The sequence below is a fragment of the Microlunatus endophyticus genome, assembly GCF_014646195.1.
GTDB lineage: Bacteria > Actinomycetota > Actinomycetes > Propionibacteriales > Propionibacteriaceae > Microlunatus > Microlunatus endophyticus.
The window spans coordinates 12,313-37,901 of record NZ_BMMZ01000012.1 but is presented as its reverse complement, the minus strand read 5'-3'; the positions used below and the strand labels follow the sequence as shown (position 1 = coordinate 37,901).

The 25,589-nt window shown below is 68.3% G+C and carries 20 protein-coding genes and 1 pseudogene; 8 read left to right on the top strand and 13 right to left on the bottom strand.

What is annotated here, in order from left to right; translation table 11 throughout:
* Nucleotides 1–27: 27 nt before the first annotated feature.
* The 11 genes from IEY07_RS19345 to IEY07_RS19295 form a co-directional block, all read right to left on the bottom strand.
* Nucleotides 28–780 (bottom strand): PIG-L deacetylase family protein, encoded by a 753-nt coding sequence (locus IEY07_RS19345; protein WP_188897049.1) that lies wholly within the window; start codon nt 778–780, stop codon nt 28–30.
* Nucleotides 774–1,832, bottom strand: coding sequence for an acyl-CoA dehydrogenase family protein (locus tag IEY07_RS19340; protein WP_229670366.1), 1,059 nt, complete (start codon nt 1,830–1,832; stop codon nt 774–776). Before IEY07_RS19340 ends, IEY07_RS19345 begins: the two co-directional genes overlap by 7 nt.
* Nucleotides 1,829–2,539 carry a glycosyltransferase family 2 protein gene (locus tag IEY07_RS19335; protein ID WP_229670365.1) on the bottom strand — a complete coding sequence of 237 codons (711 nt, stop codon included), beginning with the start codon at nt 2,537–2,539 and terminating at the stop codon, nt 1,829–1,831. Before IEY07_RS19335 ends, IEY07_RS19340 begins: the two co-directional genes overlap by 4 nt.
* The gene (locus IEY07_RS19330; RefSeq protein ID WP_188897047.1) at nt 2,536–3,168 is read right to left on the bottom strand and encodes a class I SAM-dependent DNA methyltransferase; all 633 of its coding nucleotides are present in this window, start codon (nt 3,166–3,168) and stop codon (nt 2,536–2,538) included. The genes IEY07_RS19335 and IEY07_RS19330 overlap by 4 nt, the downstream gene beginning before the upstream one ends.
* A gap of 100 nt (nt 3,169–3,268) precedes the next feature.
* Nucleotides 3,269–4,243, bottom strand: a complete 975-nt coding sequence (locus IEY07_RS19325) for an NAD-dependent epimerase/dehydratase family protein (protein ID WP_188897164.1) — start codon at nt 4,241–4,243, stop codon at nt 3,269–3,271.
* Between the two features lie 2 nt (nt 4,244–4,245).
* Entirely contained in the window at nt 4,246–6,963 is a 2,718-nt protein-coding gene (locus tag IEY07_RS24520) for an alpha/beta fold hydrolase (protein ID WP_268239247.1), read from the bottom strand.
* Nucleotides 6,960–7,985, bottom strand: a complete 1,026-nt coding sequence (locus IEY07_RS19315) for a 3-oxoacyl-ACP synthase III (protein WP_229670362.1) — start codon at nt 7,983–7,985, stop codon at nt 6,960–6,962. The genes IEY07_RS24520 and IEY07_RS19315 overlap by 4 nt, the downstream gene beginning before the upstream one ends.
* A 314-nt stretch (nt 7,986–8,299) precedes the next feature.
* Nucleotides 8,300–8,443 (bottom strand): hypothetical protein, encoded by a 144-nt coding sequence (locus IEY07_RS19310; RefSeq protein ID WP_188897045.1) that lies wholly within the window; start codon nt 8,441–8,443, stop codon nt 8,300–8,302.
* A gap of 98 nt (nt 8,444–8,541) precedes the next feature.
* Entirely contained in the window at nt 8,542–9,459 is a 918-nt protein-coding gene (locus tag IEY07_RS19305) for an NAD-dependent epimerase/dehydratase family protein (protein WP_188897044.1), read from the bottom strand.
* Nucleotides 9,456–10,460, bottom strand: coding sequence for an alcohol dehydrogenase catalytic domain-containing protein (locus IEY07_RS19300; RefSeq protein WP_188897043.1), 1,005 nt, complete (start codon nt 10,458–10,460; stop codon nt 9,456–9,458). Before IEY07_RS19300 ends, IEY07_RS19305 begins: the two co-directional genes overlap by 4 nt.
* A 57-nt stretch (nt 10,461–10,517) precedes the next feature.
* The gene (locus tag IEY07_RS19295) at nt 10,518–11,606 is read right to left on the bottom strand and encodes an aminotransferase class I/II-fold pyridoxal phosphate-dependent enzyme (RefSeq protein WP_188897042.1); all 1,089 of its coding nucleotides are present in this window, start codon (nt 11,604–11,606) and stop codon (nt 10,518–10,520) included.
* A gap of 202 nt (nt 11,607–11,808) precedes the next feature.
* Here IEY07_RS19295 and IEY07_RS19290 point away from each other — a divergent pair, with 202 nt between their 5' ends.
* The 7 genes from IEY07_RS19290 to IEY07_RS19260 are packed head-to-tail and all read left to right on the top strand — an operon-like array spanning nt 11,809 to nt 19,591.
* A complete protein-coding gene (locus IEY07_RS19290; RefSeq protein ID WP_188897041.1) occupies nt 11,809–14,181 on the top strand; it encodes an alpha-L-rhamnosidase-related protein in 2,373 nt (790 codons plus the stop codon).
* A 6-nt stretch (nt 14,182–14,187) separates the two neighbouring features.
* Nucleotides 14,188–14,637, top strand: coding sequence for a helix-turn-helix domain-containing protein (locus tag IEY07_RS19285; RefSeq protein ID WP_229670360.1), 450 nt, complete (start codon nt 14,188–14,190; stop codon nt 14,635–14,637).
* A gap of 9 nt (nt 14,638–14,646) precedes the next feature.
* Nucleotides 14,647–15,090, top strand: a complete 444-nt coding sequence (locus IEY07_RS19280; protein ID WP_188897040.1) for a VOC family protein — start codon at nt 14,647–14,649, stop codon at nt 15,088–15,090.
* A 17-nt stretch (nt 15,091–15,107) separates the two neighbouring features.
* The gene (locus tag IEY07_RS19275; RefSeq protein ID WP_188897039.1) at nt 15,108–15,914 is read left to right on the top strand and encodes a carbohydrate ABC transporter permease; all 807 of its coding nucleotides are present in this window, start codon (nt 15,108–15,110) and stop codon (nt 15,912–15,914) included.
* Between the two features lie 58 nt (nt 15,915–15,972).
* Entirely contained in the window at nt 15,973–17,004 is a 1,032-nt protein-coding gene (locus IEY07_RS19270; protein WP_229670358.1) for a Gfo/Idh/MocA family protein, read from the top strand.
* The gene (locus IEY07_RS19265; protein ID WP_188897038.1) at nt 17,001–18,128 is read left to right on the top strand and encodes a mandelate racemase/muconate lactonizing enzyme family protein; all 1,128 of its coding nucleotides are present in this window, start codon (nt 17,001–17,003) and stop codon (nt 18,126–18,128) included. Before IEY07_RS19270 ends, IEY07_RS19265 begins: the two co-directional genes overlap by 4 nt.
* Nucleotides 18,129–18,145: 17 nt before the next feature.
* Nucleotides 18,146–19,591 (top strand): right-handed parallel beta-helix repeat-containing protein, encoded by a 1,446-nt coding sequence (locus IEY07_RS19260; RefSeq protein ID WP_188897037.1) that lies wholly within the window; start codon nt 18,146–18,148, stop codon nt 19,589–19,591.
* 33 nt (nt 19,592–19,624) lie between these two features.
* Here IEY07_RS19260 and IEY07_RS19255 read toward each other — a convergent pair whose 3' ends face one another.
* Nucleotides 19,625–21,163 carry a SulP family inorganic anion transporter gene (locus tag IEY07_RS19255; RefSeq protein ID WP_229670357.1) on the bottom strand — a complete coding sequence of 513 codons (1,539 nt, stop codon included), beginning with the start codon at nt 21,161–21,163 and terminating at the stop codon, nt 19,625–19,627.
* Nucleotides 21,164–21,433: 270 nt separating this feature from the next.
* Between IEY07_RS19255 and IEY07_RS24580 the strand changes: the two are divergent.
* Nucleotides 21,434–21,553 (top strand): annotated as a pseudogene (locus tag IEY07_RS24580) (hypothetical protein); the annotation flags it as partial.
* Nucleotides 21,554–21,610: 57 nt separating this feature from the next.
* Here IEY07_RS24580 and IEY07_RS19250 read toward each other — a convergent pair.
* Nucleotides 21,611–25,336, bottom strand: a complete 3,726-nt coding sequence (locus tag IEY07_RS19250; RefSeq protein WP_188897036.1) for an ABC transporter ATP-binding protein — start codon at nt 25,334–25,336, stop codon at nt 21,611–21,613.
* Nucleotides 25,337–25,589: the final 253 nt, after the last annotated feature.

Below are 25,589 nucleotides of genomic sequence, written 5' to 3'. Positions count from 1 at the left end.
CGGGACGTCCGCGTGATCACCGGCCCGCTAGGCCGGTAGGAAGGTCTCGAAGTCCCGGTCGAAGTTGGCGAGGAAGCGCCGGTGCAGCATCGGCGGCTCGCCGGCCGGGCCGACCGTGATCTGCGAGCCGTAGCAGCGAATCGCTGCCTGCTTGCATTCCCTGGCCACCGGCTCCAGCACCAGCCTGGCGATCCGGTCCCAATCGACGTCCGGGTGGTCCGGATCCGCCCAATGCCACATCCAGATCGGATACTGCCAAAGCTCCAGCCGGTGGGCCGCAGCGAGCTCGACGGCGACTTCGCCGAGGACCCGATGATCACGATGTCCGTCTCCCGTCCAGGTCGACACGACCAGGCTTCTGGTCCCCGCCGACCCCTCCAGACGCGCGGCCAGTAGCTTCATGATCAATTCACGTTCCTCGCGCACCGCTCCGTCGGGTCGGCCAAGCAGCTCCAGTCGAATTCGATCATGGTGGCCATCGGCCAGTGCGGCGGTCGCGGCACGGGCCTCCCGGGCGCGGGTCATGATCAACTCAGCAGGGTCGATCGCCGGGTGCGACGCCGCACCGTCGGTGACCATGATCACGTCGACGGCGATGCCGGATCGTACGGCCGCCGCGATCAGCCCACCGGCACCCACGGTCTCGTCGTCGGGATGTGCTGCCAGCACGATGATCCGGTCGAAGCGCCCAAGATCAACCTGCGGTGCCGCGGCGAGCCTTGGGCTGCGGAGCCATTCCTGGTTGGACGTACCGGGATCACGGGCGTCGAAACTCACCATGGGTCATCGGCGCCGCGCACCCTGCGTCCCTGCGAGGCATCGTCGCGCTCCGCGTGGTGCTGGCGGACGTACAACTCGAGATCGGCGACCTGCTTGGCGTGTTCCGCGTCATTGGCCAGCGGGCCGGGGCCGAGCGCGTGGCCGACATGCCGGATCACCGCTTCGCAGCTGCGGGCGACCGTCGAACGGACCCGCTGGGCCAGCAGATCGCCCGCGTCACCCTGGGCGGTGGGGCTGGCGGCATCGATGCGGGCAGCAGCATCGGCCAGCATGCACCGAGCCTCGGCCAGCCTGGCATCGACGGCTCCGAGATGCATCATCAGCAGCTGGTCGTCGGCCGAGCGCCGCCGCGCGGCTTCCAGCAATCGCCGGCCGATCCCGACCGCCCCGCCGAACCAGCAGGCGGCTACCGATATCCCGCCCCAGGCGAAACCGGGTCGCTGGAGATACCAGCCCGGATCACCGACCGGGTCGGCCATCACATCGTCGAACCGGACCGGCCCGCTCGGGATCTCGCGGAGCCCGAGCGCCGACCAGGCACCGGCCTCGACCTCGACGCCGGGTTGCCGGAGATCGACCCGGAAGAGTTGCCGCCGATCGTCATCCACCCAGGCGGTGATCAATGCGTGGGACAACATCCCGGCCAGCGAACACCACGGTTTGGTCCCGTCCAGCTGCCAACGGGGGCCAGCCGGGGTCGCCGCCAATCGGACGCCTGGTCCCTCGGCCGCGAAGACGCCGAAGCGGTCGGTCCGCTCGCTCCGCTGGCCGGCCTGGTCGAGGATCGTCACGGCGTCCAGATGGGGCTCGATCGCGCGAGCAAGGGCGAGGTCCCGCGCGCCCAGGGTGGCCAGCGCCTCCCAGAGGTCGGCGGTCCGGCCCTTTCCGACGTACGGCTCGAGCGTGACGAGTCCGGCGCCGACCTCAAGTGCCTCCTGGACCGTCGACGGGCCGCCGTCCACCACCGCCCGGGTGACCTCGGCGGGTTCGTCGTGGACGATCAAGACCGGCTTCACCGCACCGTTCATCGGGCCGATCACTGGGCCGGTCACAGAGACACCGCCAGATGGTTGGCGTACCCACCGGGTGTCCGGCCGATCCGGCGGCCCGAGGTGATGACCTCGCAGGCGTCGGAGGCGATCAGCGTGCGGCCCAGGGCGCGGAGTCGGTCGATGATCAGGTTGTCCTCGTGTTCGGCCACGGTGGGGAAACCTCCCGCCTGCTGGTAGGCGCCGGCGCGAATGCCGAGATTGGCACCGTGCACGTGCCCGTTGGGATGACCCGGCCGGTGGCCGGACCGCCAGCGCTCCCACTGTGACGGCGTGAGATCGGCCGGGTCGGGCCGGACCGTCCCGATCATGGCGTCGGCTCCGCTACCGCCCAACTGCCACTGGTAGCTCAGCCAGTTCTCCGGCACCACCGTGTCGGCATCGGTGTTCGCGAGCCAGCAGTCGGCGCCCGCCACTTCCGGCGCATCGTCCAGGACGGTCCGGATTCCCAGCGACCGGGCCGCGCCGACCTGGCCGGCCGCCGAGGTCACGACCTGAACGCCCGGGATCGACTGAGCGATCCGTGCCGTGTCGTCGAGACAGGAGTCGGCAACCACGACGACCCGGCATCCCACCTCGGGGTGCTCGATGAGCAGCCGGGAACGGGCCAGCACGATCGACTGCAGGCAGCGGCCGATCAGCTGCTCCTCATCCCGTGCCGGCACGACCACGGCGATCAGGCCGGCACCGCCGTGCTGACTGCGGCTCACCGGTCGGATCCTTCACCGGTTGCCGGTGCGACGGCAGTGCGGATCACGACGTGCAGCAGGAAGTCCTCCTCCTGGTGGCTGATGATCAACTGCCACGCCGGATCAGAGAGCACCCTGCCGTGAACATCCGCGGGTCGCTGGCGAAAATCGCCCTCCTGATGGCGCCAGTGGCACAGCAGCAGCTGACCAGATGGCGGCGTCGATTCGGTGATCTCCCGTACCAGCCGATCAAACTGATCTTCGCTCAGGTAGTAGCCGACCTCCGACAGCACCACAAGATCGAAAGCTCCCTCGGGGATGCCCTGGGTGATGTCGTGACACTGCAGCTCGACCTGCTTCAGGCCGTCGAGCCGTTGCCGGGCCCGCTCGATCGCCGCGGACGAGAAATCCACCGCGAGCAGTCGATCGGACCGCGCCGCCAGCTCGTGCGAGAGCACGCCGGTGGAGCAGCCGAGCTCCAGAACCCGACCGTAGTGCTCGTCGGGCAGCGCGGCCAGCAGCAGCCGCCGCTTACGGATCTCGTACCACCGGCTCATCACCCGCCAGGGGTCGGCCGAGGCGTCATGGAGTCGGTCGAAATGCCCCACCAGTGTCGGGGCGGCTGACGCCGGATCCGCACTGTTGATCACTGCCACCTGACGGTATTCCCTTCATGATCATCGACTGCCCCAGCATCCCCGAACCGGGCCTCCACGGTGTACCCAGCTCGAGCGGTCCGAAGCTCGCGGATCAGCGCTGCAGCGTGCGGGTCAGCTCGGCGAATCCCTCGTCCAGGCCGACCGCCGGACGCCAGTCCAGCGCTTCGCGGGTCCGCCGCTGGTCGAACCAATGGGCCGTGCTCAACTGCTCGACGAGGAATCGGGTCAACGGCGGATCGGCATCATCACCGGGCCACAGCGACCAGAGCGCCTCGGCCGCAGCACCGGCCAGACGGGCCACGGCGACCGGAACGTGCTGCTTCGGCAGCTGTGCTCCTCCGGCCCGGGCGATCGACCTCAGGAACTCCCCGATCGGCCGCGGTTCGCCGTTGCTGACCACCAGCGCCTCACCGTGCACGTCGTCGGGAGCGCAGTGGTCGACGGCCGCGACCAGCGCGCCGACCGCGTTGGTCACATAGGTCGTGTCGACCAGCGCGGTCGCCTGCCCGAACAACGGCAGCCGACCCTGCCGGGCGCGGGCCACGATCCTGCCGACCAGCTGGGTGTCGCCAGGCCCCCAGACGATGTGCGGCCGGATCGCCAGGACGGCAAGGGATGGCGAATCCGCGGCCAGCGCCAGCAGTTCGGCTTCGGCCTTGGTCCGGGCGTACGGCCCGCGGGCCCGCTGCGGATCCGCGGGGCCCGCGCCCGCACCGACCAGCGAGGACCCGCTGTGTGCCACCGAGGGCGACGACACGTTGACCAGCCGCTGCACCCCTGCAGCACGACAGGCCTGCAGCAGCGTCCGGGTGCCGTCGACGTTGACCCGCCGGTAGTCGGCCTCGGTGCCGGTCACATTCACCTTGGCGGCCAGATGTACCACCGCCTGCTGACCCCGTACGGCCCGGTGCACGACGTCGGGGTCGGTGACGTCACCGAGTATCTCGCTGAGCCCGAGCCCGGCGGTCCTGCGCTGGAGCACGGTGACCTCGTCGCCGCGATCGGCCAGCGCCCGGGCGGTGGCCGCGCCGAGCATTCCGCTGGCTCCGGTGACCAGGATCTTCATGCTCACGGCTTTCCGGCCCGCTCTCCGGCCAGCAGCCTGTCGGCCCAGCGGCGGAGCCGCGCCCGGTCGACCTTGGAGGCGTGCCGGATGTCCACCGGCAGCGCGGCCACCACCAGCACGGCAGCGAGCGAGACCGGCGAGGCGCGGCGAACCGCTGCCGTCAGGTCCGGGTCGGCAAGCCGGCGTCGCGATCCGGATCCCGACGCGGGCACCACGACGGCAACCACCTGCTGGGTGCCGGCCGGGCCGACGCCGACCGCCGCCGCGGCCCGGACCCGGTCCAGGTCCTCAATGCGTTGCTCGATGCCGACCGGCGTGACCGGGCCGTCGGCGGTGGTGATCACATGCTGCAGGCGGCCCTCGACCCAGAGCCGGCCCTGATCGTCGAGATGCCCGACATCGCCGCTGCGGTGGAAGCCGGGATTGCGGGAGGCGTCCCGCTCGGTCGCCCAGAGCCGGTCGTAGCGCTCCTTGCGGTGTCCGGCGGAAATGCAGATCTCCCCGGTCACGCCGGCAGCGTCGGTCAGCGGCCCGTCGGCCCGGCCGAGCTCGTCGAGCGGACTGATCCGGATGCTCACGCCGGGAAGCGCGGTGCCGACACAGACACCGTCGCCGGGACCGGCGGCCTCGATCTGGGCCAGCGAGATGTCGGTGGCCGGCAGCACCTCGGTCATGCCGTACGGCGTGTGCAGTTCGGCGTCCGGCAGCAGCTGCTGCACCCGGCGCAGCAGTGCGAGCGGAACCGGCGCTCCCGCCGACAGCACCGTGTGCACCCGGTGCAGCACCTTCGACTGCACGGGCGTCAGGGAGTCAGCGGTGGCGACCACGTTGCGCAGTGCGGCGGGCGCGGCGAACACCACCGTCGCGTCGATCGCCGCGACGGCATCGGCCAGGGCCGGCGCGGTCAGGGTGCCCGGTGCGGTGACGTCCATGTCCGGAACGACCGCGGCGATGCCCATCGCCGGCCCGTAGAGCGCGAAGGGCGCGAAGGCCGCCACCAATCGATCGTCGGGCCCGATCCGCATGATGTCGGCGACCTTGGCAATCTGCTCCTTCAGCTGGCTCTGTCGGTAGACGACGCCCTTGGCAGGCCCGGTGGCTCCTGAGGTGAAGAGCACCGCCCCCTCGGTGTCAGCCGGTGCCCGGGCAGGCAGCGTACGACCGCGGCCGTCGGCCTCGAGCGCGGCCAGGTCGGTGTCCCAGCCCCCGACGACGGCCGGTGCACCTGATGCACCGACACCGATCCTGCGCCCGGGCACCCGCAGCGCCCGCATGGCCAGCAGTCCTTTGGTGATCCCGATCAGATAGCGGGGCCGGGCACTGCGCAGCGCATGTGCCATGCCGCGGACGCCGAGCCCGGCATCGGCGACGACGATCACCGCCCCGATCCGCCAGCAGGCATAGACCGCGATCGTCAGGTCGATCCCGGGCGGCACCAGCATCGCCACCCGATCACCCGGCCGCAGGCCGTAACGGCTCAATCCTGCGGCGGTGGCGGCGATCCGCCGTTCGAGGTCGGCGAAGGAGAGGGTGGTCGTCACCGTGTCCCGGATCTCGGCCGCCGCCGGGGCCGGATCGTCGGCGCGCCGCAGCAGGGCCGCCCAGGGCAGGTCGTCCTGGGTCCAGGTCACCGGTTCGGGCGCGGGCTGTGGGTGCGGCCGTCTCGCCCGGTCCTGCGTCCTCGGACCTTGGGTCACCCGCTCCTGCACCCAGCGCCAGGTGTCGGCCGCGGTCCGCGGCGCGTCCTCGGTCACCAGGTGCGAGGCGTGCGGGTACCGGTGCACGTCGGGGTTGCTGAACCGCTGCTCCAGGTCGGCGAGGAAACCGTCGTGGAAGACCGGGTCGCGACCACCCCACAGCAGCAGCGCCGGGACGTCGAGTCGGCCTGCGCCGGTTGCGATCGCCTCAAGAGCGGGCCGGCTGACGTGGTCGGTCTCGAGCGGGATGTCGGCCACGAAATCGCCGACCGCCTGCCGTCGGGCGGGGGTCGCGTACGGCTCTGCCAGCGCCGCGCGCACCGCCCGCGGCAGAGCCGGGTGGGAGAGCGCGGCCGCACCGCGGACGAAGGCCGGCGTGCGGACGCAGGTCGCATCCAGCAGCATCGGGTTGTGGGCCAGCCGGATCAGCCCGGGGAGCCGGCTTCCGACCGGAAGGTCGACTCCGGTGTTGGCGAGGACGACACCGGACAGCTGCTCGCGGTGCTGCAGCGCCCACCCCAGCGAGATGATCCCGCCCCAGTCGTGACCGACGGTGACCACCGGGCCGGTGACACCGAGCCGGTCGGTCAGTGCGCCGAGGTCGGCGACCCGCTCGGCGAGGGTGCGCGGCGCGGGAAGTCGCTCGGACCAGCCCATCGAGAGCTGGTCGACGGCGATCACCCGCCAATCGGCCGGTGCCGCGGCCAGGAACCGACGCCAGAGAAAGGACCAGGTCGGGTTTCCGTGGACGCACAGCATGGTGCCCGCGACGAGGGCTGGGCGGTCGGCCGGATCAGGGTCGGCCGGGTCACGGTCGGCCGGGTCACGGTCGGCCGGGTCACGGTCGGCCGGGTCACGGTCGGCATGGGTGTCGAGGATGTGCCAGCGGTGGACCGAACCGTCCGCCTCCGGTACATCGACCAGCCGCGACCACGCGGGGTCCAGATCGGGACAGCGGCCGAGATCCGGCTTCGCTGCCGGCAGACCGACGTGCCCACCGGGCCGGCGAGCCCGGCGATTCACCAGGCGATCTCGGCGAAGGAGGTGTTCAGGCCTGAGCCGATGCCCATCAACATCACCCGCATCCCGGGTTGCAGCCGATCGACATGGCGAGCCAGCGTGAAGGGAACCGCGGCGGCGGCGAGATTGCCCGAGGTCTCGACCGTGGTCGGGCAGCGGTCGGTGCCGACTCCCATCGCGGCTGCCATCGCGGCGATGTGCTTGGTCGAGGTCTGGTGGCAGAAGAAGTAGTCGATGCCGGACCAGTCGAAGCTCCCGGCGGCGTCCTGCCAGGTCTCGATGGCCAGCGCGATGCCAGCCTTGAACAGCGCTCGGCTGTCGGTACGCATCAGATTCATGTCGCCGACGCACAGCTCGTGATGGTCACTGCCGGACCGGCTGACTCCGCCGAGGACGCGATGGCCTTCGCTGTGGCGATCGGTGCGCCCGAGCACCATCGCCGCGGCTCCGGAACCGATGGTCAGCGTCGCGAACTGGTCCTTGACCTCCTGGGCCGTTGCGTCAGGAGACTCGAGCCTGCGCAGGGTGGCCTCGTGCAGCGTGCGCACCGATTCGGCGTCGACGACCAGGGCGTAGTCGATCTGACCCGCGTCGATCATCAGGCCGGCAACCTGGATGCCGTTGAGGAAGCCGAGGCAGGCATTCGCGATGTCGAAGCTGAGGCAGCTGCTCTGCAGCCCGAGCTGGTGATGCACGGCGACCGCCGACGACGGCTCCAGATGCGGCCGGCTGACAGCAGTGCTGATCAGTACGCCGACCTGCGCCGGGTCGACGCCGGCCTCGGCAAGGGCCTTCGCGCCGGCCGTTGCAGCGGCATCGGCGAAGCTGACATCCTCGGGCCACCAGCGTCGCTCCCTGACACCCGCCAGCTCCTCGAGCATTCCGCGCTGCATGCCGGTGCGCTGGTAGGTCTCCGCCAACCGATCGTCGATGGCGGTCGAGGTCACCACGACCGGGGCTTCGACGGCGCAGACCGACAGGATGCTGGTGTTCTTCAGCCGATATTCCGCATTCCCACTCACCATCCCTGTGTACCCGATTCTGCGAGCGAGCACACAGGAACGCGCGGAGCCGGGCTCCGCCGAATCGGCCGTTGTCCGACTCGACCCGTCCGATCGCGGCAAGGACCTGCCACGGTAGCAAGCAGTTGGTTCGCTTGCGGCGGCGCCGGTAGGCCTGCCCGGCGATGACGGGGCTGCCACTGGCGTCCAGCGCCGCGATCACCTTCGTGCTGGTCAGCACGGTTCGTACGGATTGGGACACCTTCCCCGGGCCCATCGGCACCGCGGCGAGCAGCTTGGGGGCGAGGTACGGCTTGACAGTCGCGTCGCCAACGCCGCTACCGGGCACCGGCCGTGGTTGCCTGGCCGACGGCCACCGTCCCGCTGTAGCCCAGGGCGAAGGCCGCGACGGTGACCGCCGGGAGACAGGCCCGCGTCGTAAGGATCTGCCGGTCGACGACCGGCTGAGCTCCTACGACCACGGGTCCGACCGCTGGTGTGGCATTGTCCCGATCCCTCGTCTCGACGATGATTCACCGGGCATTCGCAGCCGGGGCCGGGACGGAATGCGCCGGGGCCGTCAGGCGGTGGAACCGGCCGCGTCGAGACTGAATCCCGGCGCGTAGCCCAACCGGGTACGCGCCCGGGTGATCGACAACATCGGTGCCCGACCCGGCAACGGCTCGGTGACATACGGCTCCAGATCCGGCCGCAGCCGCCGGATGATCTCCATCGTCGGCTCGGGCAATCGGGTGTCGCCGGCGCCGAGCACCATCGGAGCCGACGTCACGCCGGGCACGGTCGCGGCCAGCACGATCCCGGCTGCGACGTCCTCTTCGTGGACCCACTGACCAAGATCAACCGGGAAGGTCTCGGTCGGCGGCAGCCCGTCGGTCAGCCACTTTTCGTAACGCTGGTTGGAGATCACGCCGGCGAACCGCAGGTTGACCACTTCGGTGCCGAAGGCCCGGTGGTAGGCATGCCCGATCTCCTCGGTGAGGAATTTCGTCAAGGAATAGGGATCCTCCGGCACCGGCTTCTCGTCCTCGGTGAGCGGCAACTCCCGGCGCACCGGGTCGCGACCGGACACCCGCCAGAAGAAGGTGCCGTAGGCGTTGATGCTGGACGCGTTCACGAATCTCCGGACGCCGAGCCGGCGGACCAACTCGAGGATTCCGGTCGTGCCGATCACGTTGGTCTGCAGGGTGGGCATCACGATGTCCCAATCGCCGACCGGGATTGCGGCGAGATGGATGACCGCTTCCGCGCCGGCGGCGAACTGCTCGAGCCGGGCGGTGTCGGAGAGGTCGGCCTGCAGGTACGGCCAGGTCGTCTCCAGCGGAACCCGCCGTCGGCCGCCGGGCGCGGTGCCGTCGAAGATCGTCGCCTCCGCGGGGTCGGCGGCATCGGTGAGCAGCAGCTCGTGATCATGCTGCTCCAGCTGTGCGGCCACTTGGCGGCCGAGCCATCCGGCCGCCCCGGTGATCATGATCTTCATCGCTCACTCCTCCAGTTGATCACCGAGGCGGGTGGGACGGGTACGCCGCCGATCAGGTCGGTGAAGAATGCGCCGGCCTGATCGACCTCCACCTCGGCCGTGGGAATCCTGCTGAAGCCGGGCTCGTCCCTTTCGATCGCATCCAGCACCCGGGTGAGCCGTTCGCGGGTCCAGCCGGACTGGAAATGTGCGGTGATCGAATGCTGCTGGAGGACCGTCATGCTCGCCCACGCATCGGGCATGCCCGGCGTGAATCCGGAGTACACAACCTGTCCGTAGTCTCGTGGCAGGGAGTCGATCACGATCGCGAAGGACTCGGCGCTCTGGATCGTGTCGATGATCGCTTCCGGTGTGAAGGCCCTGACGTCCTGGCGAGCCGAGGCGCTGTCGATCGCGATCCCGCCAGCGCCGGTGGCGATCGCCAGTCGATCTTCGTGGCGACCGACGACCGCCACCTGGTATCCGAGCCCGACCGCGGTCAGGGCCGCGGACAACCCGATGATGCCGTCACCGATCACCGCGACCCGGCGCACCCGGGCGGGCTGGATCCGGTGTGCGGCGTTGTAGCCGACCTGGATGGAGATCCCGAGCGACAGTCGCGGGTCGAAGAATCTTCGCCCCGGTTCGGATCCCTGAGCTTGCCGAAGGGCGTAGACGTGTTCCAGCCGGTGGTTGCTGTATTCGGCGTGGCCACCGCTCTGCGCCGCCGCATCACCGAAGTCGTGCGCGGACGCGACGAACACCGCCCGGCCCACCCAGTCCTCCGCGCCTTCCCCGGCGTCGACGACAAAGCCGACCTTCTGGTAGCCGGGAACCAGCGGAAACCGGGCAGTCCCCCAGTCGAACCGGCCCTGCGCCGTCCACCGATCGGTCCCGGTGCTGACCCCGGAGAATTCGGCCCGGACGGTGACCTCGCCGGGGTCCGGCGCAGTGACGGTCACCTGCGCCAGCTCGGCGACCCCTGGCGCCGTGATCACCACGGCCCGACTCGTGCGCTCCACAAGGCAACACCCCCAAGAGCATTCCTACCGCAACGCCGTGCAGTTGCGCCGGGGTGATCAGCGGCTGTCTCGCCGCCACCAATCCGTGACTGCCGCGATGAAACGATCATTGACCTCTGACAACCAGACCGTATAGCGCACACCCTGGCCATCGAACGGGCGGGCGATGATGCCCGCGTCCGCGATCCGGGCAGTGAGCTCGGCCGTCCCGTCGCCGACCGGCAACCAGACGAAACTCGCGTCGCTGTCCGGCACCGGGACGCCCGCCGCCAGCAACTCGGTCCGGATCCGCTCGCGCTCAGTGATCAAGTAGGTCAGCCGCTGTCGGACCTCGGCCTGCCCGGCGGGCGAATAGCAGTAGGTCGCCACGGCAAGACCCAGCCGGGACACGGCTGCCGCCGAGCGCATCCGTGCCACGCCCTCGATGATTCGCGGAGCAGCGAGCATGAAGCCCATCCGGAGCCCGGCGAGGCCGATCGCCTTGGAGAAGGTCTTGAGGACGACGACGTTCTCCGGCAGGTCGGGGTGTGCCGCCCCGATGAAGGCATCCGGCGATGTGGCGAAGTCGGCGTACGCCTCGTCCAGACAGATCAGCACATCCGGCGGGGTACCGGCCACGAGTTCCTCGTACTGCTCCCGCCGCAGCGAGGTACCGCTCGGATTGTTCGGCGAGGACAGCATGATCATCCGCGTCTGGTCGGTGATTGCCCCGAGGATCGCCGTGACGTCGTGGCCACCGTCGTCCGCCCACGGGACCTTGACCGGTGTCGCCTCGTTCATCTGGGCCGACGTGAGGTAGCCCGGAAAGCTCAACCAGCTGAGCAGCACCTCGTCGCCGAGCCCGCAGATCGCGGCCGTGATCGCCTGGATCAGCGCACCGCTGCCCGCACTGATCAGCACCTCATCGGTGCGCCGGCCGTACGCGGCCGCGATCGCCGCGGTCGCTCCCGCCATGTCGCCGCCGTAACGGCCGAGATGGGGTATCTCGGCCGCGATGGCCTCGGCGACGCCCGGCATCGGCGGGAATGGGGACTCGTTCAGGCTGGCGCGGACGAGTTGCCCGTCGGCGGACGGGCGAGAAGGGCTGACGACCCCTTCGCCAACGGCACGGAACCGCACCTGGGCAGGTCGGGCTTCCACTGACATCAGGACTCCTGCCGGTTTTCTGTAAGGAGCGTTTCCGCGGTCGAGGTGTTCCGCGGGTGAAGCGATGTTGGACAAGTATTACATCCACTGCCTTGGCCACCGATACCGTACCGAACGTTTCACCAACCGAGCACTGACCGACTCGTGAATAACCTCGTTTGAAACGTTGCATTCCATCGCTGGATCGGCCAGGGTCTTCTTCATGCCACAGACGGTGCCGGATTGTCGCGTCGACCCGATCTTGCTCAAAACCGATCCCTTCGCCGGACACGATCCGTCATGGTCCCACCGGGCCTGTTGGCCCGCGCGCTGGATCAGCGTCCCGGACGCAGCGGCCCCGGTGGTTGCCGGCTATCGGCTCGCCGTCAGCTGTGATGAGGCCACTCACGGCATCGTGCACGTCTCGGCCGACGAACGCTTCGAGTTGTACGTGGACGGTGCTCTGGTCGGTCGCGGTCCGGAGCGCGGGGATCCCGAGCACTGGGCCTTCCACAGCTTCAGCGTCGATCTCGAGCCGGGAGACCATTGGATCGCCGCGCGGGTCTGGTCCCTCGGTGAGGAGGCGCCGTATGCGCAGTTGAGTGTCGGGCATGGGTTTCTCCTGGCCGGCACGGATTTCTCCGGCGGCCTGGTCGACAGCGCCTTGGACACCGGGAGCGCCGACTGGCAGGCCACGGTGCTCCCGGGATACGCCACCCGGACGAAAGGTGACGCGTGGGGCTGCGGCGCCAAACTCGTCAGCGACGGCCGGCAGATTCCCTGGGGCTGGGTGACCGGACAGGACACGGCCGGCCGTACCGACTGGACTCGTCCTCACGTCGGCGACGTCGGATATTCCCTGGCCTGGGTCAACGACATGCCGCCCGGTCGGATGCTGGTGCCCGCAACGCTGCCACCGCAGCGCGAACAACTCGCCCCGGCCGGCCGGGTGCGGCACCTTGCCGCCCACTCCCCCGGTGTCAGCACCCATGACGTCCCGGTCCGAGCGGCAGATTCCCGCCCCGAGGAGCTGGCCGGATGGCAGCGACTGCTCGGCGGTGACTCGATGATCATCCCGCCGCATTCCTGCTGGCGGGCGCTGATCGACCTCGAGACCTACACCTGCGCCTTTCCGCTGGTCGGGGTCCGTGGTGGCGCCGGTGCCGCGGTACGGGTCCATTGGCAGGAGTCGTTGTACGCGCCCGACGGCAGCGGCAAAGGCAACCGCAACGAGATCGAGGGCAAGATCTTCGGGCGACCCGGTCTTGACCAGGACGGACCGGGTGATCTCTTCATCGCCGGGGGCGGCGACGAGCAGCACTCGACGCTGTGGTGGGAGGCCGGCCGTTATGTCGAGGTACTGGTCACCACTGCCGACGAGCCGTTGGAGCTGACCTCACTGGAATTCCTGGCGACCCACTATCCCTATGACGACACGACCGCTTTCTCCTCGTCGGACCCGCGACTCGCCGGAATTGCTGATCTTGCGCTGCGCACCCTGCAGATGTGCAGTCACGAGACGACAATGGACTGTCCCTACTACGAACAGTTGCAGTACGCCGGTGACACCCGGTTGCAGTGCCTGGTGGCGTACGCGACCTGTGACGACGACCAGCTGGCGCGGCAGGCATTGGTCGCCTTCGACCGCAGCCGCAGTATCGACGGCCTCACCCGAAGCCGTACGCCGTCACGGATCGTGCAGCGGATCCCGCCGTTCTCGCTGTGGTGGGTGGCGATGGTCCACGATTTCGCCTTGTGGCGTGGCGATCTGGAGTTCGTCGCGGACCTGATGCCCGGCGTCCGCGCCGTCCTGGACGCCCACCGGCGCAATGTCGATCAGGATGGCGTCTTCCACGCCCTCGACGGCTGGAATTTCACCGACTGGGTCGACGGCTGGGACGCCGGCGCACCGCCGGGAGCACAGTGGGACGTCTCGGGGGTGCTCCAGTTGCAGTTGATCAACGTCCTGCGGCTGGCAGCAGAGCTCGAGACCTGGCTGGAGGAGCCCGAGCTCGCCGCCCGCAGCACCAGGCTCGCCGACCGGTTGTCGGCCGTCGTCGATCCGCTGTTCTACGATGACAAGTCCGGGTTGTATGCCGATGACGCTTCCAAGATCACCTTCAGCGAACATGTCCAGGCCTTGGCCGTGCTTGCCGGCGCGGCACACGGTGAGGCGGCGCTCCGGACCATGATCAACCCGGGGCGTACACTCCCACTCGCCCGGACCTCGGTCTATTTCGATCACTACCTTTTCGAGGCGCTGCGGCAGATCGATCGCACCGACGTGGTCCTCGACCGTTTCGGCCTGTGGTTCGACCAGCTCGACCACGGCCTGACCACCGTTGTCGAGCAGCCGGAGCCGACCCGCAGCGATTGCCACGCCTGGGGAGCACACCCGCGCTTCCATCTGATCGCGTCGTTGCTGGGCGTACGACCCACCTCGCCGGGGATGCGTACGGTCAGTGTCGTTCCTCGGCTCGGCGGGCTGGACTGGGCCGAGGGAAGCGTCACCTCTCCGCACGGTGCGATCCGGGTCCGGGCCACTGCGGGCGGCGAGTTGCAGGTGGAGGCTCCGAAGGGCGTCAGCGTGGCCTAGTGTTCTGTGCGTGAGCGCCCAGATCCGCGTTCCCGGCGACGTGCTGATCCACCTGCGTCGCGCCGCGACCATGCCGACCGGAACTACGCCGAGCCGCTCTGTCTCGATGATCTTGCCGCGGTCGCGGGGCTGAGCAAGTTCCACTTCCAGCGGCTCTTCACCGCGACGTACCGGCTCTCGCCCGCCGCCTACATCTCGCAGCGGCGGGTGGAACGTGCCCAGGACCTGCTGCGCAGCACCAATCTCACCGTGACCGAGGTGTGTCACGCCGTCGGCTTCACCAGCCTGGGTTCCTTCAGCAGCAGATTCCGAGAACTGGTGGGCGAGACGCCCCGCGACTTCCAGCGCCGCTACGGTGGGACCGGCGCGCACATACCGGGCTGTTACGTCTTCATGCTCGGGCTGGCCGAACGCTCCGCAAGCCAGGAGAAGCAGAACGGCCGGGGTCGGTCATAGCGTGGTCGCATGATCACCAACGTTTCTCTCGTGACCGTGTGGGTCAAGGACCTCGACGAGTCCCTCGCGTTCTATACCGATGTGCTCGGCTTCAAGCCGAACGCTGATGTCGCCTTCGGCAGCGACTACCGCTGGCTGACCGTCATCCACCCCGATCAACCCGAACTCGAGTTGCACCTCAGCACACCCGGCGCTCCGCTGTCCGACGAGTTGGTCGGCGCCATCCAACGGGCGATGGACCAGGGCCAGATGCCCGGGATCGGCCTGGCGGTCAATGACTGCAAGGCCACCTACGAGGACCTCACCGCCAAGGGCGTGGAGTTCCTCCAGCCTCCGTCCGAGCGGCCGTACGGCGTCGAGGCGCTGATGCGGGACAATTCCGGGAACTGGCTGGTCCTGGTCGAGCGCAACGATGTCAGCCCGGATCAGATGAACGGAGCCGCAATCGCCTGACGCTAGGTTGTGCGTCTGTGACGGCAACCCAGCGACGCGGCAGGAGGTGGCGCTTCGGGCTGCTGGTGATCATCACCGCGATCACGCTCGCCCCGCTCGGTGGCGTCCTGTCCAGCGCACTGGGGCTGACCGGCGACCGGGGTACGGCCGGTGCGGGATCCTGGCTCGTGACTGTCGGCCGTTCGATCGCGGACACCCTCCGGGGGCGGTCGCTCTACTGGTTCGAGAACAGCCTGGGGCTGTCGTTCGGGGCCGTCCTGGTGTGCGTCCTGGTCGGTGCGCCGGCGGGGTACGCGTTGGCCCGCGGCCGCGACCGTGCGGTCTCCGGTTTCGCGCTGGTGGTGTTCCTGCTGCAGTCGTTCCCGCCGGTGCTGCTGCTCGTTCCGTTGTTCCTGATGTTCGCGCGCCGGCAGTTGGTCGACAACCTGTTCGGCCTGGGCGTGGTCTACATCGCACTGACCCTGTCGTTCGCGATCTGGATGTTCGCGGCCTACGCCGGGACGATTCCGGTCGAGCTCGAGGAAGCGGCCTGGCTCGACGGTTGCTCGGTCCTCGGCGCCTACCTCAGGGTTGTGCTGCGCAACAGCCTGCCGGCCGTCCTGACGACGTCGATCTTCACCTTCCTTTCGGTGTGGAACGACTACCTGGCCGCCTTCACCTTCGTACGATCTGAAGACAACTACACGCTCGGCGTCGGGCTCCAGGCCGCCGGCCATTCGCCGGTCCTTGCCGTACTGGTCGCTGTCCCGCCGCTGTTGATCTTCGTGCTGCTGAACCGCTATTTCAGCGTGGGAGGTGTCGCCGGTGCGATCGGCGCGCGCTGATCAATTCGCTGCAGAGCCGCACACGGAAGTCCGAGAACAGAAGGAGGCGTGATCACTCGTGATCAAGACAGCCGCAGGCGCTGATCAGCAGGCCCTGAGGGTGGCCGTCGTCGGCCCAGGTGGCTGGGGCCGGCAGCACACCCGGGTCTTCGCCGGCCGGCCGGACACCACCCTGTGTGCTGTCGTCGGACGCGACCAGGCCCGTACCGACGCCGAGGCGTCCCGGCTCGGAGTCCCCGGCTACATCGACATCGAGCAGATGCTGGCCGAGCAGCACCCCGACCTGGTGACCGTGTCGCTGCCCAACGAAGATCACTTCCGCCCGACGCTCCAGCTGCTGCACCACGGGATCCCGTTGCTGGTGGAGAAGCCGCTGGTGTTCGATCTGGACGAGGCCGATGTGTTGCTGGCCGAAGCGGCCCGGTCGAACACCTTCTTCGCGGTCGACTTCAACCATCGCTACGCCGAGCCCGTCATCCGGACCCGCGCTGCGATCATGGACGGGAGTCTCGGACAGCCCGTCTTCACGACCTGGCGGTTCGGAGGTGAGGCCAACAAGGGATCCTCGCCCCACAAGAACATCATCGAGACCCAGTGCCATGCCTTCGATCTGTTGGAACACCTGCTCGGGCCGATCGACTCGATCGCCGCCCAGATGACCGACATGACCTACGGCGCCTGGAGCACGATCGCCTTGTCGCTGAGTTTCGCCGGCGGGGCGGTCGGGACGCTGCTCGGTTCGTACGACTCCTCCTACGCCTACCAGGACACCCATGTGCTCGAGGTCAACGGCACCCTCGGCCGCGCACTCATCCACGACACTGTGCAGCGGTACAGCTTCCAGCGCGCCGGTGACGAGACCGCCACCACCTGGCGTCCGGGCTACTTCAACGACGCCGGTCGCTGCTTCCACCACACCTTCGATGCCTATGTCGAGGACATGCTGACCGCGCTCCGGGCCGGCCGACCGCCACAGGTCCCGGCGTCGGCCGGCCGGCGCGCGTTGCTGCTGGCGCAGCGAGCGATCGAGTCCCACGAGTCCGGGCGACGCGTCAGCGTGGAGCCCGATGGCTATGCTCCGCTGATATGAAGATCACCGGCTACCGCGTCGTGCCCACGGTCTTGGACTGGGGTCGGCGGATCGGCGACATCAACGGCGTGATGCCGTCCAACGAGACGCCCTCCAGCATCCTGGTCCTGGAGACCGACTCGGATCTGGTCGGTGTCGCGATCGGTCAACCCGGCCTGATCGACTCGGTGTTCCCGGCCATCGAGGGCGAGGATCCCCGGTCGGTCAACGCGCTGTACGACCGGATGCTGGCCTGGTCGTTCAAGGCGGGGCATGCGGGCACCGTCTACGGCGCCATCGGGACAATTGATCTTGCGCTGTGGGACCTCAAGGCCAAGGCTGCCGGCGAGCCGCTGTGGCGACTGCTCGGCGGGCGTGACCGCACAGTTCGCGGCTACGCGTCGGGGCTGGACGCCGGCCTGGACGACGACGAACTGCACACCCTGTACCGCTCGTTCGCCCAACGCGGCTTCACCGGCGCCAAGCTCAAGGGCGGCTGGAATGTGGCCGACGACCTGCGCCGGCTGGCTGTTGTCCAGGACGCCCTGGGCGTCGACCACCCGGTGCTGGCCCTCGACGCCAACGAGAGCTGGAATCCCAAGCAGGCCGTACGCTATCTGGCCGCGCTGGAGCAGCAGGTCGACCTGGCCTGGATCGAGGAGCCGGTGCGACGCTGGGACGCCCAGGGACTGGCAGCAGTCTCCCGGCAGGCCCGGGCCGCAGTCGCGACCGGTGAGAATCTCACCGGCGTCGACCAGTACCTCCCGCTGATCACCGGTAACGCCGTTGACATCGTCCAGGCGGGCGGCGGCTGGGGCATCAGCCATTTCCTGCGGGTCGCTGCGCTGGCCGCCGGCCACAATCTGCCGGTCAGCCCGGTCGGGTTCTTCGGTCACCTGGCCGCCGCCGCAACCGCGGTGCCCAACCATGCGCTCACCGAGGTCCAGGGCTTCACCCTGCCGGCGGGGATCAGCGCGGACTGGGACATCGACGACGGCAGAGTGATCCTCGGCACCGAGCCCGGCAACGGGCTCACCTTCGACGAGTCGGCCGTACGCTCCCCCGCAGACGTCGGGGATCTGCCGGTGGAAGGTCCACACGTACGACCCGCCGACGCCGGCCTCCGATTGACGCTCCGCGGCTAGAGATCCAGGAGATGATCATGCAGAAGCGAGAAACACCACCGAGGCCGGCTCGTCGCATGGTCGTCGGCGTTGCGCTGGCTGCGCTGGCGCTGTCCGTCCTCGGGGCGACGACACCGAAGTCCACGGCAGCCCCGATGCGCCACCGGAGTGTGCATACCCTGATCGTTGCGCCCGACGGCTCGGATAGCGGCGCCGGTACGGTGGGCGATCCGTTGCGGACGATCCAGGCGGCTGTCAATCGCCTCGAACACGGCGGCCTGGTCGAGCTCCGAGGCGGCACCTACCACCAACGGGTACAGCTGTCAGGCACTTCACATCTGACCATTCGGCCTTACGGCAAGGAGCATCCGGTGCTGTCCGGGGCCGGGCTGACCGTCCCGGCAGATCGATCCGCGATGATCGACATCGAGAACAGCAGCGATGTCACGGTGACCGGCCTCGATATCACCGGGTATCGGACGACACAGCTTGATCACATGCCGATCGGCATCTACCTCCACGGCCACGATTCCGTGGTCTCCATCGCTGGAAATCATGTCCACGACCTGGGCAACGACAACCCGACCCTCGGCAGTTTCGATATCAACGCCCACGGCATCGCTGCCTACGGGGATGATCCCCGGCGGCCGATCCGCAACCTGCGGATCAGCGGTAACGTCGTCGACAACCTGCACCTCGGCGCGTCGGAAAGCGTTGTGGTCAACGGAAATGTCACCGACTGGCAGATCACCGGGAATCGGATCCACGACAACAACAACATCGGGATCGACGCCATCGGCTATGAGCCGACCTTGAGCGGGAAGTACCGCTACACGCAGGTAAATCGAGCCCGGCACGGGCTGATCGCGAACAACATCGTGCGACGGATCAGATCCCAAGGAAACCCTGCCTACTGGGAAGACGGCTCGTGGTGCAACTGCGCCGACGGGATCTATGTCGACGGTGGTGCGCACATCACCATCCAGCACAACATCGTCACCGGCAGTGACATCGGCATCGAAGTCGCCGCAGAGAATGCCAAGGGGCAGGCCGATCACGTGGCCGTACGGCACAACCAGATCAGCGGCAGCCTCTTCACCGGCCTGACCACCGGCGGCTACTGCAACGGCGCCGACGATTGTGGTGGGGTCGAGACCGGGAAGTCGTTGCACAACACCTTCGAGTACAACACGCTCCGCGACAACAACCAGCTCGACGACGGCTCACCCGAGTTGCTCGTGCAATATCACGCCCATCACGATGTCTTCGCCCACAACACGATCACGGCCACCAACAGCGATCACGTCGTGTACGGGACCGTTCCGGACTCCGATAGCGGCGGCAACCGCAGTGATCACAACCGCTTCCGGGCGATCGGCGGGAGCCCGTCGACCGCCCAGTTCGGCTGGAACGGACAGACCTACAGCGGATTCGCGGCGTACCGATCAGCGACCGGCCAGGACCGCCATTCGAGATTCTTTTAGCACCGACCGGGAGAGCGCAGCGACGATCCGGTCTCAGATGTTCAGATTTCCGGTGAGCCTGCCGTGGAAGGCGGTGCTCCGCTCGTCAAGGCCGAGGAACGTGACCTGCGAGCCGCGATCCCGGTACTTCGCCTCCAGGGTGTCCAGAGCCGCAACCGTCGAGGCGTCCCAGATGCCTGAGTGCGTCAGGTCGACGACGACTGTCGTCGGATCGTCGGCGTACTGGAAGTGATCGACGAGGTCGTGGCTGCTGCCGAAGAACAGCTGGCCGTGGATGCGGTAGTGAACTGTGGTGCCGGCATCGTCGACGATCCGCTCGACGCGGATGCCGCGGGAGATCCGGCGCACCAGGAACACCATCGCCAGAATCGTCCCGACACCTACCCCGACAGCGAGGTTGTCGGTCGCAGTCACCACCGCGACGGTGACGAGCATGACGATCGTCTCGGGGACCGGCATCCGCTTCAGCGTCGCCGGCCGGACGCTGTGCCAGTCGACGGTCCGGATCGCGACGATCATCATCACCGCTGCCAGCGCGGCCATCGGGATCCGCGCCATCACGCCGTTGAGCACAGTGACCAGCAGCAGCAGGAACCCGCCGGCGACCAACGTCGACAATCGCGTACGAGCCCGGCCGATCCGGACGTTGACGACGGTCTGTCCGATCATCGCGCAGCCCGCCATCCCGCCGTACAGTCCGGCCAACAGATTGGCGATGCCGAGACCGACGGACTCCCGCGCCTTGTTGGACCGGGTCGCCGTGATGTCATCCACCAGCTTGGCGGTCAACAGCGTTTCCATCAGGCCGACGAGCGCGACGCTGATCGCCACTGGTGCGATGATCCGCAGCGTCTCCAGGTCGAGCGGAGCCCGCCAAGCGGTGAAGCCGGGAAGACCGCCGCTGATCTTGCCTTCGTCCGCAACGGTCGGAACAGTCAGGTGCGCCGCGACCGCGATGGCGGTCACGATTCCGACGGCCACCAGCGGCGCCGGAACGGCCTTGGCGACACGCGGCAGCAGTACGACGATCACCAGTGTCAGAGCGAACAGCGGGTAGACCGCCGTGGGCACGTTCAACACGTGGCGGACCTGAGCGAGGAAGATCAACACTCCCAGCGCGTTGACGAAGCCGATCATCACCGACCGTGGGATGAATCGCATCAGGCCCGCAAGGCCGGTGGCTCCGAAGCCGATCTGGATGAGGCCGGCCAGCAGGACGGTCGGCAGCACGTATTCGACACCGTGGGCCTTGACCATCGGTCCGATCACCAGCGCCACCGATCCGGCTGCCGCGGTCACCATCGCCGGTCGACCGCCCAGGACCGACATCGAGACCGCGAGGACGACCGAGGACACCAGGCTGACGATCGGGTCGACCCCGGCGATCACCGAGAACGAGATGACTTCGGGAATCAGGGCGAGCGTGGTGACCAGACCGGCGAGAACCTCGGTCAACAGGGCCCTCGGATCGTGGCGGATCGCAAACACCGATGAGCGTGGGTCGTCGGCCAACCAGGCGAGACGACGGGCCCGGCCGGCACGCGGAGGCTGGGCCTGATCGGGTGCGATCACTGCATGAGATTAGCGGCATTCGTCGTGCTGGCCGCCGTCGCCCTGAAGCATCGGGCCCGAAAGCGATCGGGCTGTCGCCACAAGCGAGCGTCTGCCTCGATGCCACGTGTCCGCAGGTAGGGACTGATCTTGTCTGCAGGTGAGGACAAACCTCGGCGGATTTGAGGCGGACAGCTTGCATGACGATGCCGCACCGGAAACCGGGAGAGACCACGGTCGGAGCAATGGCAGAACTCGTGGCGGAAGGCACGGCCCGCGACCTCGGACTGAGTGAGGCGGCCCCGACACGATCGGTCGCGCCTCGCGACCCAGCCGATCACCGCGATTCAGACCGAGTGGTCGCTGTGGTCGCGAGACATCGAGGACGAGGTGATTCCGCTGACCCGCGAGCTCGGCATCGGCGTGGTGGCCTACAGCCCGCTGGGGCGCGGCATGCTCACCGGCGACTCAGCGCTGACCGACGGTCTGATGGGCCATGGCGGCCCAGAGATCCGCGTAGCGGCCGGGCTGCTTGATCAACTCCTCGTGCGGGCCGTCCTGGACGATCCGGCCGTTGTCGACGACCAGGATCCGATGCGAAGCCCGGGCTGTCTGCAGCCGGTGGGCGATCAGGATCGTCGTACGGCCGCTGGCGACCAGGCCCATCGCCCGCTGCACGTGTGCCTCGGTCGCCAGGTCGAGATTCGCGGTCGCCTCGTCCAGCAAGAGGATCGACGGGTCGACGAGCAACGCCCGGGCCAGGCTGAGCAGCTGCCGCTGCCCCGCCGACAGCGACTTTCCCTGTTCGCTGACCGGGGTGAGATATCCCTGCGGCAGGCCGCGGATGAACTCGTGTGCGCCGACCTCGCGGGCCGCCCGTTCGACCGCGAGATCACTGGCTTCCGTCCGGCCGTAGGCGATGTTGGACCGGATCGTTCCGGAGAACAGGAACGGCTCCTGCGGCACGAAGCCGAGCTGGTGACGATAGCCGGGCAGGTCGAATTCGCGCAGCGGCAGCCCGTCGATCAGGATCCGGCCGGCGTCGGCGTCGTGGAACCGGGCGACCAGCTTCATCAGCGTCGACTTGCCTGCTCCGGTGGTGCCGACCAGCGCCACCACCTGGCCGGGCGGGATCTCCAGGCTGACGTCGTCCATGGCGACCAGCCCGGTGCTCTCGTAGGCGAAGGTGACGTTGTCCAAGGTGATCTCGCCGCGCAGCCGGCTCGGCACCGGCAGTGCCGGCTCGGCCTGCGGGGTCGCGCTCGGCGTCTGCAGCAGCTCCCGCAGCTGCCGGGACGCGACGGTCGCCTGCAGCCATTGGTCGAAGACGACCGACACCTGCCGGATCGGCGCGAAGAACTGATCAAGGTAGAGCAGGAAGGCGATCAGCACACCGGAGGTCAGTCCGCCGTTGGCGATCAGGCCGGCGCCGATCGCCAACGTGATGGCCTTGGCGATCACGCTCATCAGGTCGATGAACGGGAAGAAGCGGGCCTGCAGCTCCATGGACCGCGCCCGCGCCCGGAAGTAGTCCTCGGCCAACCGCCCGAAGCGGTCCTCGTTGGCCGGCTGCTGGTTGTACGCCTGGCTGACCGCGACCCCGTTCAGGCTCTCCTGCATGTCGGCGTACAGGATCGAGATCCGCTCCCGGGCCAGCAGGTACGTGGCGGTCGACACCCGCCGGAACCACAGGGTCGTGATCACCAACGGGATCAGCAGCACCGAGACACACAGCGCCAGCCGCCAGTCGAAGACCACCAGGACCACGGCGATGCCCAGGCAGCTGACCATCGCCACCGTCGCCTGCACCAGGCCCTGCTGCAGCAGCTGACTGAACGCCTCGACGTCGGAGGTCATCCGGGTCATGATCTTGCCCGCCTGGAACCGCTCGTAGTAGTTGAGCGAGAGCCGCTGCAGGTGGGCGAAGGTCCGCACCCGGAGCCCGAAGAGCATCCGCTCGGCGGTCTTCTGGGTGAAGAAGGTCATCAACCGCTGGTTGGCCCAGCTGATCACCTGGATGACCACCAGCACGACAACCGCCCCGTACAGGATCCGTACGGTCCGGGTGGCGATGCCGTGGTCGACGCCGAAGCGGATGATCGCGGGGGCGGTGAGGCTGAGCAATGCGTCGAGGACGACCATGGCGACGCTGATCAACAGCGGCTTGAGGAACGGCTGGAAGACATTGGCCATGGTGAAGCTGTCGTTGACCTCCGTGTGCTCGGCGAGGTTCACCTCGGGGTCGCCCTCCAGCGGTGGCAGCTTCTCGACCGCGGCCTGCAGCTGCGGTGACATGGTTGCCAGGCTGCCGAGCCTGCCCATGTCGGGGCCGCCGCCGCCCGCGGCCGACCGGGCGAGCATCTCGCCGGCGAACGAACTGATCTTCGCCGCGCCCTCCCGATCTGCGTCGACCGGCCAGGCCGCGGGGTCGATCAGCTCCACCCGCTCCGGGGGCGCCAGAACCTCGTCGGCGTCCGGCCCGGTGAGCAGGTCGCGGAAAAGCTGGGACCGCGCCGCCAGCTCGTCGGTGGTGCCCTGGTCAACGATCCGGCCCTGGTCGAGCACGATGACCCGGTCGGCCAGTTGCAGGGTGGAGTAGCGCTTGGCGATCAGCACCGTCGTCCGCTGCTCAAGCACCTCGCCCAAGGATGCATGGATCTGGTGCTCGGTCCGCGCATCGATGGCTGAGGTCGCGTCGTCCAGCACCAGCACCTTCGGGTTGGCCAGCGCTGCCCGGGCCAGGGCGATCCGCTGCCGCTGGCCACCGGAAAGCGTGAAGCCGCGCTCGCCGACGGTGGTCTCGTACCCTTCGGGCAGACCGGAGATGAAGCCGTGCGCGTGGGCGGCGACGGCGGCGTGCTCCACCTCGTCGTCGGAGGCGCTCGGGCGGCCGAAGGCGATGTTGTCGCGGATCGTCGTGGAGAACAGGAAGCCCTCCTCGAAGACCAGGCCGACACAGTCGCGTACGGACCTGATCGTGTAGTCGTGCAGGTCTCGGCCGTCGATCCGCACCGAGCCCGAGGTCGGGTCGTAGAACCGGGCGAGCATCAGTGCCAGCGTCGACTTGCCGGAGCCGGAGGCGCCGACGATCGCGATCTTCTCGCCCGGCTCGAGGGTCAGCGTGACGTCGGTCAGCACCGGCTCGCCGTCGGCGTAGGAGAAACTCACGTGGTCCAGTTCGACCCGGCCGGTCGGGTGTTCCAGCACCACTGCGTCCGGGCTGTCCTGGACGGTCGACCCCTCGGAGACGATCTGGATGATCCGCGCCGCGCCGGCTTTGGCCTGCTGGCTGGTGGTCAGGATGCTGGACAGGAACCGGACCGGAGTGACCAGCTGCACGACATAGCTGGTGAACGCCAGGAAGGTCCCGATGGTGATGTGGCCGCGCATCGCGAGGATGCCGCCGAGGGCCAGGATGCCGGCTTGGGTGAGGCCGGGGAACGCGTTCAGTGTGGCGGTGAAGATCGCGCCGATCCGCGCCGAGCGGATCCGGGACTGGAACAGCGTCCTGGCCTCGCCGTTCAAGGAGGCCTGCTCCTGCGCCTCCTGTCCGAACGCCTTCACCACCCGTACGCCGGTGACGGCCTCCTCGACCACGCCGGCGACCGAGCCCTTGTACATCTGGTCGGTGAAGCTTGCGGGGAACGATCGGGCCCGGAACTTGTAGGTGATGTACATGAAGACGGGCATCGTGACGATCAGGACCAGCGTCAGCAGCGGAGACAGATACGTCATCACGACCAGCGCCACCACCAGCAGCGTCACGTTGCCCCAGGCGACGCCCAGCTGCTGCAGGAACATCTGGATCACCGTCAGGTCGCTGGTCGCCCGCGACATCAGGTCACCGCTGCGGAACTTGTCGCGGCCGGTGGGGTCCAGGTACTGCAGGTGGTGGTGGACGAGCTTCTGCAGATCCCGCTGGCTGGCGGCGGCGGCGCGCGAGCCGACCGAGCGGCGCAGATACTGCAGCACGAAGGTCAGCCCGCCGGCCAGGGTCAGGATGGCGATCCAGACCGCGAGCGAGCGCTGGTGCGACAGGATCGTGTCGTCGACGATGACCTTCTGAATGAGCGGCAGCATCGCCAGCCCGAGCTGGCCGATGATCGCCAGGATGATCCCGAGGTGGATCCGCCGCATGGTGGATCCGAGCAGCGGGGTGAGCATCCGCAGTGTCCCCTGCTCACGAGTCTCCATCGGCCCCTCCGCATGTATCGATCGCCATCAATTGCCTGCCGGCAAGCATCTATGGCGAAGGCTAGCGTGTCGGACGGACAGGGATTCAGCGAGATGCCGCGAGACAGCACATGGACAGACGCCAACGGCCCCGGCCAGAGAGTTCCCTGGCAAGGGGCCGTTTTCAGCGTGTGGCAGGTGATGGATTCGAACCAACGTAGGCGAAGCCGACGGTTTTACAGACCGTTCGTCAAACTGCGTCTGACTAGGCCAA

Bases quoted from the DNA above. Each gene is read 5' to 3' on its own strand.
- IEY07_RS19325 (WP_188897164.1), bottom strand. From the start codon at position 4,243: ATGAAGATCCTGGTCACCGGAGCCAGCGGAATGCTCGGCGCGGCCACC.
- IEY07_RS19290 (WP_188897041.1), top strand. From the start codon at position 11,809: ATGCCACAGACGGTGCCGGATTGTCGCGTCGACCCGATCTTGCTCAAA.
- IEY07_RS19345 (WP_188897049.1), bottom strand. From the start codon at position 780: ATGGTGAGTTTCGACGCCCGTGATCCCGGTACGTCCAACCAGGAATGG.
- IEY07_RS19260 (WP_188897037.1), top strand. From the start codon at position 18,146: ATGCAGAAGCGAGAAACACCACCGAGGCCGGCTCGTCGCATGGTCGTC.
- IEY07_RS19265 (WP_188897038.1), top strand. From the start codon at position 17,001: ATGAAGATCACCGGCTACCGCGTCGTGCCCACGGTCTTGGACTGGGGT.
- IEY07_RS19250 (WP_188897036.1), bottom strand. From the start codon at position 25,336: ATGGAGACTCGTGAGCAGGGGACACTGCGGATGCTCACCCCGCTGCTC.
- IEY07_RS19295 (WP_188897042.1), bottom strand. From the start codon at position 11,606: ATGTCAGTGGAAGCCCGACCTGCCCAGGTGCGGTTCCGTGCCGTTGGC.
- IEY07_RS19305 (WP_188897044.1), bottom strand. From the start codon at position 9,459: ATGAAGATCATGATCACCGGGGCGGCCGGATGGCTCGGCCGCCAAGTG.
- IEY07_RS19280 (WP_188897040.1), top strand. From the start codon at position 14,647: ATGATCACCAACGTTTCTCTCGTGACCGTGTGGGTCAAGGACCTCGAC.
- IEY07_RS19315 (WP_229670362.1), bottom strand. From the start codon at position 7,985: ATGGTGAGTGGGAATGCGGAATATCGGCTGAAGAACACCAGCATCCTG.